Source organism: Lutibacter sp. (assembly GCF_016342705.1).
Lineage (GTDB): Bacteria > Bacteroidota > Bacteroidia > Flavobacteriales > Flavobacteriaceae > Lutibacter.
In genome coordinates this window covers 1-12,700 of the sequence record NZ_JAEINV010000014.1, presented here as the reverse complement: position 1 = coordinate 12,700, position 12,700 = coordinate 1, and the positions used below count along the sequence as shown (strand labels likewise).

The 12,700-nt window shown below is 30.1% G+C and carries 9 protein-coding genes; 6 read left to right on the top strand and 3 right to left on the bottom strand.

Going from position 1 to position 12,700, the window contains the following annotated elements:
- Position 1: 1 nt before the first annotated feature.
- The gene (locus JEY78_RS12510; protein ID WP_291851828.1) at positions 2-970 is read right to left on the bottom strand and encodes a KpsF/GutQ family sugar-phosphate isomerase; all 969 of its coding nucleotides are present in this window, start codon (positions 968-970) and stop codon (positions 2-4) included.
- Positions 971-1,130: 160 nt separating this feature from the next.
- Here JEY78_RS12510 and JEY78_RS12505 point away from each other — a divergent pair, with 160 nt between their 5' ends.
- Positions 1,131-3,329: an ATP-dependent DNA helicase RecQ gene (locus JEY78_RS12505; RefSeq protein ID WP_291851825.1), complete on the top strand. Its 2,199-nt coding sequence runs from the start codon at positions 1,131-1,133 to the stop codon at positions 3,327-3,329.
- Positions 3,330-3,371: 42 nt separating this feature from the next.
- Here JEY78_RS12505 and JEY78_RS12500 read toward each other — a convergent pair whose 3' ends face one another.
- Together JEY78_RS12500 and JEY78_RS12495 are read right to left on the bottom strand one after the other, a co-directional pair.
- A complete protein-coding gene (locus tag JEY78_RS12500) occupies positions 3,372-4,046 on the bottom strand; it encodes a ZIP family metal transporter (RefSeq protein WP_291851822.1) in 675 nt (224 codons plus the stop codon).
- Positions 4,043-4,771 carry a bifunctional 2-polyprenyl-6-hydroxyphenol methylase/3-demethylubiquinol 3-O-methyltransferase UbiG gene (locus JEY78_RS12495; protein ID WP_291851819.1) on the bottom strand — a complete coding sequence of 243 codons (729 nt, stop codon included), beginning with the start codon at positions 4,769-4,771 and terminating at the stop codon, positions 4,043-4,045. The genes JEY78_RS12500 and JEY78_RS12495 overlap by 4 nt, the downstream gene beginning before the upstream one ends.
- Positions 4,772-4,901: 130 nt before the next feature.
- Between JEY78_RS12495 and JEY78_RS12490 the strand changes: the two genes are divergently transcribed.
- The 5 genes from JEY78_RS12490 to JEY78_RS12470 all read left to right on the top strand — a co-directional run bounded on the left by JEY78_RS12490 (position 4,902) and on the right by JEY78_RS12470 (position 12,615).
- The gene (locus tag JEY78_RS12490; RefSeq protein WP_291851816.1) at positions 4,902-6,086 is read left to right on the top strand and encodes a class I SAM-dependent RNA methyltransferase; all 1,185 of its coding nucleotides are present in this window, start codon (positions 4,902-4,904) and stop codon (positions 6,084-6,086) included.
- Positions 6,087-6,370: 284 nt separating this feature from the next.
- Entirely contained in the window at positions 6,371-6,871 is a 501-nt protein-coding gene (locus JEY78_RS12485) for a transcriptional regulator (protein WP_291851813.1), read from the top strand.
- Between the two features lie 37 nt (positions 6,872-6,908).
- Positions 6,909-8,048 carry an efflux RND transporter periplasmic adaptor subunit gene (locus JEY78_RS12480; RefSeq protein ID WP_291851810.1) on the top strand — a complete coding sequence of 380 codons (1,140 nt, stop codon included), beginning with the start codon at positions 6,909-6,911 and terminating at the stop codon, positions 8,046-8,048.
- Between the two features lie 14 nt (positions 8,049-8,062).
- Positions 8,063-11,215 (top strand): efflux RND transporter permease subunit, encoded by a 3,153-nt coding sequence (locus JEY78_RS12475; protein ID WP_291851807.1) that lies wholly within the window; start codon positions 8,063-8,065, stop codon positions 11,213-11,215.
- Positions 11,216-11,217: 2 nt separating this feature from the next.
- Positions 11,218-12,615, top strand: a complete 1,398-nt coding sequence (locus JEY78_RS12470; RefSeq protein WP_291851805.1) for an efflux transporter outer membrane subunit — start codon at positions 11,218-11,220, stop codon at positions 12,613-12,615.
- The last annotated feature ends 85 nt before the right edge of the window (positions 12,616-12,700 follow it).

Genomic DNA, 12,700 nt, shown 5'->3' with positions numbered 1-12,700 from the left:
ACTAAAATATTCCTTCTTTTAATAAATCATGTAAGTGAACAACACCAACATACTTAGTATTGTCAACAGCTAATATTTGTGTAATATTGCTATTTTCCATTGCTTCAAGGGCTTCAATAGCCATGGCTTCAATAGAAATTGTTTTTGGGTTTAAACTCATAATATCTTTAGCTACTAGTTGGCTAATATCGGAATTATCTTTTAACATGCGTCTTAAATCTCCATCCGTAATAATTCCAATAAGTTTTTCATTTTCAACTACAGCAGTAGTTCCTAAACGTTTTTTAGATATTTCAATAATAACATCTTTAATTAAAGTTGTAGATGTAACCATTGGTACTTCATTTTTACTAATTAAATCGCTTACACGTAAATATAATTTTTTACCTAATGCACCACCAGGATGGTATTTTGCAAAATCTTCATTTGAAAAATGATTCATATCTAATAAGCAAACAGCCAGAGCATCACCAATAACTAATTGCGCAGTAGTGCTTGATGTTGGCGCTAAATTATTTGGGCATGCTTCTTTTTCAACATATGCATTTAAACAAAAATCGGCATTCTTCCCTAAAAATGATTCCGTATTTCCTGTTATTGCAATTATTTTGTTACCATAATTTTTAATAAATGGTACTAACACTTTAATTTCTGGAGTATTTCCACTCTTTGAAATACATATAACCACATCATTTTTTTGAATGGTCCCTAAATCACCATGAATAGCATCTGCCGCATGCATGTATATAGCAGGAGTTCCGGTAGAATTAAATGTAGCTACAATTTTTGTAGCAATTAAACCACTTTTACCAATACCCGTAATAATAACTCTTCCTTTAGAATTATGAATATAATTAACAGCGTTTTCAAAATCTTCATTTAAAAAATTAACTAAATTTGCTATTGCGTTAGATTCAGCTAAAATAGTTTGCTGCGCATTTTGTAAAATTGTATTTTTATTTTTTTTCAAAAGTTTAGGTTTTTGAATTAAAAAAATTGTTTTATATTTAATAGCTAACAAAATTAAATTAATTAAGTTAGTAAAATAGAAATCTGTTAAAAAAAATAAAAGTAATATGTTAAATTTACTTTGCGCATTGCTAAAGTAAGTAGATAACTTAAAAATAAGAATGAACAACAAAGAAATTGATTTACACGGCGCTTTGAAAAAGTATTTTGGATTTAATAAATTCAAAGGTTTACAAGAAGATGTTATTAAAAGTATAATGGAAGGCAATGATACATTTGTTATTATGCCAACGGGAGGGGGGAAATCGTTATGTTATCAATTGCCTGCATTGGCAAAAGAAGGAACAGCAATAGTGGTTTCACCATTAATAGCATTAATGAAGAATCAGGTAGATGCTATAAGAGGAATTTCTTCAGAGTATGGCATTGCGCACGTTTTAAACTCTTCTTTAAATAAAACGGAAGTAAATATTGTAAAATCTGATATTGAAAAAGGTATTACAAAATTACTATATGTTGCTCCCGAATCGCTTATAAAAGAAGAATATATAGAATTTTTAAAAGCTCAAAAAATATCGTTTGTAGCAATTGATGAAGCGCATTGTATCTCAGAATGGGGACACGATTTTAGACCAGAATACCGAAATTTAAGAACAATTATTGAAAAAATTGATGATGTTCCTATTATTGGTTTAACTGCAACTGCTACACAAAAAGTACAAGAAGATATTTTAAAAACGTTGGGAATGAGTGATGCTAAAACTTTTAAAGCATCATTTAATAGACCGAATCTTTTTTACGATGTGCGTCCTAAAACAACCAATATTAATTCTGATATTATCCGTTTTATAAATGAACACAAGGGAAAATCAGGAATTATTTACTGTTTAAGCAGAAAAAAAGTAGAAGATATTGCTCAATTGTTACAAGTAAATGGTATAAAAGCTGTTCCATATCATGCGGGTTTAGATGCAAAAACACGATCAAAACATCAAGACATGTTTTTGATGGAAGATGTTGATGTGGTTGTAGCAACTATTGCTTTTGGAATGGGAATTGACAAACCCGATGTGCGGTTTGTAATACATCATGACATACCTAAAAGTTTAGAAAGTTATTATCAAGAAACTGGTAGAGCAGGTAGAGATGGAGGAGAAGGCTATTGTTTAGCGTATTATGCATATAAAGATATTGAAAAATTAGAAAAATTCTTATCAGGCAAACCAATTGCAGAACAAGAAATTGGAAATGCATTGTTGCAAGAAGTTGTTGGTTATGCAGAAACATCTATGTCTCGCCGTAAATATTTATTACATTATTTTGGTGAAGAATTTGATGATGTGCATGGTTTAGGTGCTAATATGGATGATAATGTTAGAAATCCTAAAGTAAAAAAAGAAGCAAAAATGGAACTCGTAAACTTATTGGAAGTTGTTAGAGATACCAATCAGAAATACAAGTCTAAAGAGTTGGTAAACACTTTAATAGGAAAAGTAAATGCCTTATTAAAGTCTCACAAAACGGATGAAAAAGAATTTTTTGGTTCTGGAAAAAATCATGACGATAAATATTGGATGGCTTTGGTGAGACAAGCATTGGTAGCAGGCTTTATTAGGAAGGAAATTGAGCAGTACGGTGTTGTAAAAATTACAGACAAAGGATTAGATTTTATAAAGAAATCAAGTTCATTTATGATGTCTGAAGACCATATTTATAGTGAAACTGACAATCCATCTATTGCTTTAAATACCAAAGGAGGTGGCGGAATTGCTGATGAAGTTTTAATTAAATTATTAAAAGAATTACAAAAATCTGTTGCAAAAAAGAATGGAGTACCTCCTTATGCAGTTTTTCAGGAAACTTCGTTAGAAGATATGGCATTAAAATATCCAATTACTATAGATGAGTTAAAAGGAATTTATGGTGTTGGTGAAGGAAAAGCAGCCAAATTTGGAAAACCTTTTGTTGATTTAATTGCAAAATATGTTGAAGAAAATGACATTCTAAGACCCGATGATTTTATTGTAAAAAGTACGGGTGAAAATTCTGGATTAAAGTTATATATCATACAAAATACAGATAGAAAAATTCCGTTGCAAGATATTGCGAAGTCTAAAGGTTTAGCTTTTAATGAGTTAATTGAAGAGATGCAGCGTATAGTATATAGTGGTACTAAATTAAATATTGATTACTGTATTGATGAATTGTTAGATGAAGATCAACAAGAAGAAATATTTGATTATTTTATGGAATCTGAAAGTGATAGAATTCAAGATGCGTTAGATGAATTTGATGGCGATTATGATGAAGATGAATTACGTTTAATGCGAATAAAATTTATTAGCAAAGTAGCTAATTAAATAAAAAAAATCCTGCTTGGCAGGATTTTTTTTATTCTTATTTTATGCTAAATAGGCAACAAACATACCTACTAAAATAGCAATAAACTTTAATAGATTAAATTTATGATCTTTTGAAGTTTCAAAAAGTATAATGGTAGAAATATGTAAAAATATTCCAATTATTATTGCCGTAATTTCCCTTTTATAGGTTGTTAAAATAGTAATGTTTTCACCAGCTAAACTTCCTAACGGAGACATTAAAGAAAACAGCAGCAAAAATATAATAGCGTTCATTTTTGGAATATTAGACTTTACAAAGAAAGTACCTAATATAATTGCAATTGGAACTTTATGAATTACAATAGCCCAAAGTAAAAACTCATGGTTATGATTGTGTGCCAACGGAATTCCTTCCATAAAAGCGTGAATACAAATACTAATAAACAATGCCCAAGGAAAAATAGTGTTTTCTTGTATATGAATATGGCCGTGTTCTGCCCCTTTTGAGAAAAAGTCTAAAATAAGTTGCAATAACAAACCTAACAATATAAATAAACCTGCATTTGAATTATTAGTTGCTAAATAAACCTCAGGAAATAAATGTAAAATAGTGATAGATAGTAAATAAGCGCCACTAAACGCAAGCGATAATTGAACTGTTTTATTTCCTGGTTTTAAACCAAAAACAATTAAAATACCTACTAAAACAGATGAAATAAGCGCTATATATGTCATTCTAAAACTAATATTAATCGATCAGAGGTTTCTTCGTTAAAAGTATCTAATTGATAGTTCCCAAAAGTATGTTTAATTCTAAAACCAACAGAATTTAAATATAAATTAATTTTTGGAAGATCTAAATTTTTAACTTTTTCAAAATACGTGTGATGTGTACCATCTAAATCAAAATTTATTTCTTTCACTATAAAACCATTTTTTAAATAGCGATTTATTTTAAAAGTAATTTCATCAATGGTAAGCATTTCTTCGGCCACTAAATTAGGAACTACATTTTTACAATTCATAAAATCTATCACAGCAATACCATTTTCTTTTAAGCCATTTTTAATATTTTTTAAGATCGCTATATCAACTGCATCATCTTCAAAAAAACCAAAACTTGTAAATAAATTTAAAATAAAGTCAAATTTAGTTTTAAAAGTATTTCGCATATCATGTTCAACAAAATGTAATCGGTCATTTTCATGTTTTTTTGCCCTTTTTATACTGTTTTTAGATAAATCTGCGCCAATTACGTTAAATCCTAAAGAGTTCAAATAAATAGAATGCCTTCCTTTACCACATGCCAAATCAAGCAATAAATCATTTTTGTCAATTTTTAAAAAAGAAACTAAATTTCGCATAAATAGTTCCGCTTCTTTATAATCTCTGTGTTTGTATAAGGTGTGGTAATAATTGGTATCAAACCAAGAAACAAACCATTCTTTATTTTTTGTCATAATTATAAAATACGTGCAAAAATAACGATTTGTTTTGGGAAAGTAGAAATTTTAAGGTGTATTTAAACTTTAAAATTTCCTAGAGTATGTTAAAAGTTATTATTTAAGTACTTTTGCAAAAATATTTTATATGAGTCGTAATTTTAAAATGGTGGCCACCACAATTTTTGGTTTAGAAGAAGTTTTAGCTGAAGAGTTAAAAAACTTAGGAGCGCAAGATGTTGAAACAGGAGTAAGAAACGTTTCTTTTTCAGGAGATAAAGGCTTTATGTACAAAGCAAATATTGCTCTACGAACAGCTATTCGAGTGTTAAAACCAATTAAAAGATTTAAAGTTGGCGATGAAGATGATTTATATAAAAAACTGCAAACCATTGAATGGGAAAGAGAAATGGATGTAGATAGCACATTTGCTATTGGAGCAGTTGTAAATTCAAAAAACTTTACAACAAATTCGCATTATATTTCTTTAAAATCTAAAGATGCTATTGCCGATTATTTTCGTCATAAATACCATAAAAGACCCAATGTAGATGTGAAGTATCCAGATTTAAAAATTCACGTACATATTCAAAATGATTTATGTACCGTTTCTTTAGATAGTTCAGGAGATTCTTTACATAAACGTGGTTATAGAAGTGCTACCAATATTGCGCCAATAAACGAAGTGTTAGCAGCTGGTTTGGTATTATTATCTGGCTATACAGGCGAATGTAATTTTATTGATCCAATGTGTGGTTCTGGTACAATTTTAATTGAAGCAGCCATGATTGCAAACAATATTCCTGCAAATATTAATAGAAAAGAGTTTGGATTTGAAAAATGGAAAGATTTTGATGAAGATTTATTTTTTACCATTCAAGAAGTGTTATTGAAGAAAATTAGAAGTTCTCATTTTAAAATTATGGGGTTTGATAAAGCGCCATCTGCCGTTAGAAAAGCAAAAGATAATATAGAAAATGCTAATTTAAGTGAGTTTATTGGTGTGCACCACGTTAATTTTTTCAATTCTATGAAAGAAGTTTTCGGACAAACAACAATCTTATTTAATCCTCCTTATGGTGAGCGTTTAGACATTGATATGCAAGCTTTTTATAAAAATATTGGAGATACGCTAAAAAGTGGATATCCAGATTCTACAGTTTGGTTTATTACCTCTAACCTTGATGCAATAAAACATGTTGGATTAAGAACTTCTAGAAGAATACCATTAAAAAATGGGGATTTAGATTGTATTTATGTGCGTTATGATATGTACGAAGGAAGTAGGAAAGCAAAAAAAATGAACTCTAATTCTTCAGAAGAGGAAGAGTAACATACTTTTATTTTTTTTATAAAGTTGAATTAGATTCTGAAATTTAGAATTTAATTCAACTTTTTTGTTGAAATAATTCTTCTTTTATAAGCTAACGGTGTGCTTTTTTTGATAGGAAATTGTATGTAAACAAGGGTTTAAAATAAAAAATAACTTGTAATATAGGTTTTAAGTATCAGTAAAACAGGGTTTTGAATTGTTTTAATAAAAATTTAACAAGTTTTTAGTTTGTTTGGTTCGGAAATATACGAACTAATCGTACCTTTGCTGAAATATTTTAAGGTATGGTAAAAGATTTTGATTTAAAAAAGAAAGAACTTGTAGAAAAGTTAGGAGTGCATTTAGAAGAAGTAGATCATTTTGCTCCTTTAGCCGCTAGAATTGTTGCTTTTATAATTTTAAATGGAAGAAAAGGAGCAACTTTTGAACAGTTGGTTACAAATTTATGTGCCAGTAAAAGTACAATTTCTACACATTTAACACATTTACAAAGCTTAAAAAAATTGTCATATTTTACGAAAACAGGTGATAGAAAAAAGTATTTTGTAGTGAATAAAGATAGAATTGTCCAAAATATTGATGATATGATTGATACTTGGAATTCACAAAAATTATTACACGAAGAAATTAAAGAATTCAAACATTCTTTTAATCAGCTGGAAACAACAAAAAAAGAATCTAAATTCGATTTAGAATTTCATACAGATTACATTACTTTTTTAAATGAAGCTACTGCCTCAATTTCAATATTAAGAAAAAAATTAATTGAAAAACACATTATTTAAAACAAAAAATTTAAAACAATTATAGAAATTAAACATTATGAAAAATAAAATCATTTATTATTTAATACCTAGTGTAATCATTATTTTAGGTATCGTAATAAGTATTAGTAGTTACGGAAGTGAAAATACTCAAATAGCACCACCAAAAAGTATGGTTTTGCCATTTCCTGTTGTTAAAGTTATGCAACAAAATACTACAAGTTTTCAAAAATTTCCAGCAAGTATTGAGGGAGAAATTAATAGTGAAGTTAGACCAAAAGTAACAGGATATATACAAGACGTATTAGTTGATGAAGGTGATATTGTTAAACAAGGTCAGTTGTTATTTAAATTAGAAACCCAATCTTTAAGTCAAGATGCTGCAGCTGCAAAAGCGAATGTTAATACAGCACAATTAGCAGTGAACAAGTTAATTCCATTAGTTGAAAAAAATATTATAAGCAATATTCAACTTGAAACAGCAAAAGCTCAGTTAGAACAAGCTAAAAGCGCCTATTATAGTGTAATTGCAACTATTAATTATGCCAATGTAAAAAGTCCAGTTAATGGTGTTGTAGGTTCAATTAATTACCGCAAAGGAGCTTTGGTTAGTGCTTCAAACTCTTTACCTTTAACAAGTGTCTCTTCTATAAAAAATGTGTATGCTTATTTCTCAATGAATGAAAAAGCATTTATAGAATTTATTCAAAATGCAGAAGGGACCACTATTGAACAAAAAATTAAAGTACTTCCAAAAGTACAATTAGAGTTGGCGAATGGTAAAGTTTATAACCAACAAGGAACCATTGAAACCATTACTGGTGATATAAATCAACAAACGGGTTCTGTTACTTTTAGAGCTAAATTTAATAATGAAGCTGGCTTATTAAGAAATGGAAGTAGTGGTACAATTTCAGTTCCAAAAATTTACAAAAATGCATTGGTTATTCCTTCTGAATCAACTTTTGAAAATCAAGGTAAAACGTTTGTTTATACTGTTCAAGGCGATTCATTGGTAAACAATGCTATTACTATCTCAGATACTTCAGATAAACTATACATCGTTGAAAGTGGTTTGCAAGAAGGAACTATAATTTTGGCAAAAGGTGTTGGTAAAGTAAGACCAGGAATGAAAATTGTGCCAGTTTTAACTCCCCTAGATAGTATTACCAACTCATTTCAAACAGTATTTAAATAATTAATTAAACACGTATGTTAAAGACATTTATTGAAAGACCAGTTCTTTCAACAGTTATCTCTATTATAATAGTTATACTAGGGGTGTTAGGTTTATCGCAGTTACCCGTAACTCAATATCCAGATATTGCGCCGCCAACAGTTCAAGTTACAGCGTCTTATCCGGGAGCCAATGCAGAAACAATATTAGAAAGCGTTATTATTCCAATTGAAGAACAAATTAATGGTGTAGAAGGTATGACATACATAACTTCAACAGCAAGTAATTCTGGAGGAGCAAGTATTCAAGTGTTTTTTGAACAAGGCTATGATGCTGATATTGCAGCAGTAAACGTACAAAACAGAGTTTCAAGAGCCAATTCATCATTACCTTCGGAAGTAATTAGAGCTGGTGTAACAACAGCAAAACAACAAAATTCAGCATTGTTGTATGCAGCTATCTATTCTGAAAACCCTGAATTTGATGAAACATATCTTCAAAACTATTTGAATATAAATATTAAGCCAGAATTACTACGTATTAATGGAGTAGGAGCCTTAAACGTTTTTGGAGCTAAGGATTACGCTATGCGTGTATGGTTAGATCCAAATAAAATGGCCAATTATCAATTAGTACCAACAGCTGTAATTGCAGCCATAAATGAACAAAGTTTAGAAGCTGCTGCAGGTTCTTTAGGTCAAAATTCAGGTAAATCATTTGAATATGTGATAAAATATAAAGGGCGTTATAAAACAGCTACAGAATACGGTGATGTCATTATTAAAGCTTTAGAAAACGGTCAGTTTTTAAGAGTTAAAGATGTTGCTAAAATAGAGCTAGATGCTTTTTCATATTCTAATACATCTCGCTCTAAAGGTTTTCCCTCCTTAAATTTTGGTGTTTTTCAAACGCCAGGATCTAATGCACAAGAAATTATTCAGAATCTTTATACAAAATTAGATGAACTGGAAAAAGATTTTCCTGAAGGAGTTCATTATTTAGTAAATTATGATACTAATAAATTTTTAACAGCATCTATAGGTAAAGTTAAAACAACCATAATTGAAGCATTTTTATTGGTTTTTGTGGTGGTGTTTATTTTTTTACAAGATTTAAAATCTACTTTAATACCAGCAATTGCTGTGCCTGTTTCAATTATCGGAACGTTCTTTTTCTTAAACTTATTCGGATATTCCATAAATTTATTAACGCTGTTTGCTTTAATATTATCTATAGGTATTGTTGTTGATGATGCTATTGTTGTTGTGGAGGCTGTTCACGTAAAATTAGAAGGAGGAATGAAAGATGCTCGAAAAGCATCAGTTTCTGCTATGAGCGAAATAAGTGGAGCAATTGTTTCTATTACATTGGTTATGATTGCTGTGTTTTTACCAATTACTTTTATAACAGGACCTTCTGGTGTGTTTTATAAACAGTTTGGTGTAACACTTATGATTGCTATATTTATTTCGGCCTTAAATGCACTAACATTAACACCTGCATTATGTGCAATATTTTTAAGGAAATATAAACATGCCGATGAAAAAAATCAAAGTTTATTGCAACGTTTTTATGCTGCATTTAATACGGGCTTTAATGCAACAGCAAACAAGTATGCAAAATCTTTAGGTTTTTTAATTAAAAATAAATGGGTAACCGCAGGTGTTTTAGGAGCTAGCATCGCTGCAATTATTTTTATTGGTAAAATTATTCCAACAGGATTTGTGCCAACAGAAGATCGTGGAGTTATTTTTGCAAATATTGAGCTACCAGCTGGTTCTTCTTTAGATAGAACTTTTCAAGTAACAGAAGAACTTTCTAAAATAATTAAAACCGTAAAAGGAATTAAAACAGGTTCATTCGTAAATGGTAGTAACTTTTTTGCAGGATCTGGAAGTTCAAACGCGTTAGGATTTATTATTTTAGAAGATTGGGCGGATAGAAAATCGGCTGAAGAATCAGTTAATGCTATTGTAGGCCAACTTTTTCAGAAAACAGCCACTATAAGTGAAGCCAATATTATTTTCTTTACACCGCCAAGTGTTCCAGGTTTTGGTTCGTCTGAAGGTTTTGAAATGCGTATTTTAGATAAGTCGGCTGGTGAATTAAGTAAATTAGATGAAACATCTAAAAGCTTTTTAAACACTTTAAGACAGCAGCCTGAAATTGCCTTTGTTTCAAATTCATTTAGTACAAATTACCCGCAATTAGAATTAAATATAAATGAAGAAAGAGCCAAACAAGCGGGAGTGTCTATTAATACTATTTTAGCCACCATACAAGGATATATAGGTGGTTATTATGCTGCTGATTTTAGCAGGTTTGGAAAACAATTTAGAGTATTTATTCAGGCATTGCCAGAAGATAGAACGAATGAAGATAGTTTAAACAGTATGTTTGTTAAAACTCCAAGTGGAGAAATGGCGCCTATCTCTCAATTTGTCACTTTAAATAGGGTATATGGTCCTCAATCCATCAATCGTTTTAACTTATTTAATTCTGTAACTGTAAACGGATCACCAGTTCCTGGATATAGTTCAGGTGATGCAATTAAGGTTATTAATAAATTGGCAGAAACAGAATTACCTGATGGCTATTCAATTGCTTATTCTGGAATTACACGTGAAGAAATTGCTTCTGCTGGGCAAAGTATTATTATTTTTATTATTAGTATACTATTTGTTTACTTTTTACTTGCAGCGCAATATGAAAGTTATTTATTGCCATTATCAGTTATATTTTCATTGCCAGTAGGTATTGCCGGAGCATATTTAACCACCTATTTCTCAGGATTAGAAAACAACATTTACTTTCAAATTGCTTTAATTATGTTAATTGGTTTATTAGCTAAAAATGCCATTTTAATTGTAGAGTTCGCAATACTAAAACGTAAACAAGGATTTACGTTAACCGATGCAGCTATAGAAGGTGCAAAAGTAAGATTACGCCCAATTTTAATGACATCATTTGCTTTTATTTTGGGGTTATTGCCATTAGTGTTAGCGAAAGGAGTAGGAGCAGAAGGAAATAATTCTATTGGTACGGGTGCTGCTGGCGGCTTGTTGATTGGTACTATTTTTGGAATTTTTGTAATTCCAGTATTGTTTGTTGTATTTCAATGGTTACAAGAAAAAATTACTGGTGTACCAACCCCAATTATTGTTGAAAATTCAGAAGAAAACATTTAAAAATGAAAACACAAAAAATATATAAAATACTTTTAATTGCTAGTTTACCGATGTTATTAGCATCGTGTTTTACAGCAAAAGAGTATGTTAGACCAACATCTATTGTTTCGGAAAATAGTTTTAGAACTGATGCCATCTCCAAAGATAGTTTATCAATGGCTATGGTTTCTTGGAAAGAATTATTTACAGATCCTTTGCTTCAAAAATATATTAGTGAAGGATTAGAAAATAATATTGATAACAGAGTTGCGTTGCAGCAAATTATAGCAGCACAAGCATATGTAAAACAAGGAAAAGCAAGTTATTTACCTACTTTAAATGGAAATGCACAATTTAGCCATCAGGAGTTTTCTGAAAATGGTCAATATGCAGGAGTTTCTTCTTTAGATCAATATAGTTTAGGTGCAAACCTTTCTTGGGAAGCGGATGTGTGGGGAAAAATAAGAAGTAATAAACGTGCTTTTGAAGCATCGTATTTACAAACGGTAGCAGCGCACCAAGCTATTAAAACAACGTTGGTTTCTCAAATAGCAGATGTTTATTATCAATTGTTATCATTAGATGAACAAGTGCGAATTACAAAAGAAACTATTGGAACTCGTGAAAAAGGACTAACAACAACAGAAGCCTTAAAAGAGTCTGGATATGTTACTGAAGTTGCAGTAAAACAAACTGAAGCTCAATTATATACGGCAAAAGCTATTTTAATAGATTTAAATGAGCAAATTCATTTGTTAGAAAATACGATGGCTATTTTATTAGGTAAACCATCAACCTCTATTGAAAGAAGTACTTTTAACGCGCAAAAAATTACAACTTCATTAGAAATTGGTGTTCCTGCGCTGTTATTAAGCAACAGACCCGATGTTATTGCTGCGGAATCTCGTTTTGTACAAGCTTTTGAATTAACAAATGTTGCAAAAAGCAACTTTTATCCAACGTTGACATTATCCGCTTCAGGAGGTTTGCAAAGTTTAGAATTTGATAATTTTTTTAATGCAAGTTCGCTTTTTTCATCGCTGATTGGTGGTTTAACACAGCCTATTTTTAACGGTAGAAAAATTAAAACTCAGTTTGAAGTTTCAAAAGCACAACAAGAGCAAGCATTATTAAGATTTAAAGAAACACTATTAAATGCAGGTAAAGACGTTTCTGATTCTATGTATAGTTACAAATCAGCAACTGATAAAATTAAAATTAAAGAAAAAGAGTTTAATGCGTACAATACGGCAAGCAGCTATTCACAAGAATTGTTAAATAACGGTTTAGCCAATTATTTAGAAGTGCTTAACGCTCAAGAAAATGCTTTGAATTCGCAATTAGGATTGGTAAATTCGCAATACAACCAGCTAAAATATACCATTGCTTTATACAAAGCATTGGGTGGTGGTTGGAGATAATTTTTGAGTTTGAGTCGTCCTAAAATAGGTTGACGATTATTAAAAAAAATAATGAAAACCTGTGAAGATATCTTCACAGGTTTTT

Excerpts from the sequence above, each read along its gene's own strand:
- JEY78_RS12505 (WP_291851825.1), top strand. The coding sequence starts at position 1,131 with ATGAACAACAAAGAAATTGATTTACACGGCGCTTTGAAAAAGTATTTT.
- JEY78_RS12500 (WP_291851822.1), bottom strand. The coding sequence starts at position 4,046 with ATGACATATATAGCGCTTATTTCATCTGTTTTAGTAGGTATTTTAATT.
- JEY78_RS12495 (WP_291851819.1), bottom strand. The coding sequence starts at position 4,771 with ATGACAAAAAATAAAGAATGGTTTGTTTCTTGGTTTGATACCAATTAT.
- JEY78_RS12490 (WP_291851816.1), top strand. The coding sequence starts at position 4,902 with ATGAGTCGTAATTTTAAAATGGTGGCCACCACAATTTTTGGTTTAGAA.
- JEY78_RS12485 (WP_291851813.1), top strand. The coding sequence starts at position 6,371 with ATGGTAAAAGATTTTGATTTAAAAAAGAAAGAACTTGTAGAAAAGTTA.
- JEY78_RS12480 (WP_291851810.1), top strand. The coding sequence starts at position 6,909 with ATGAAAAATAAAATCATTTATTATTTAATACCTAGTGTAATCATTATT.
- JEY78_RS12475 (WP_291851807.1), top strand. The coding sequence starts at position 8,063 with ATGTTAAAGACATTTATTGAAAGACCAGTTCTTTCAACAGTTATCTCT.
- JEY78_RS12470 (WP_291851805.1), top strand. The coding sequence starts at position 11,218 with ATGAAAACACAAAAAATATATAAAATACTTTTAATTGCTAGTTTACCG.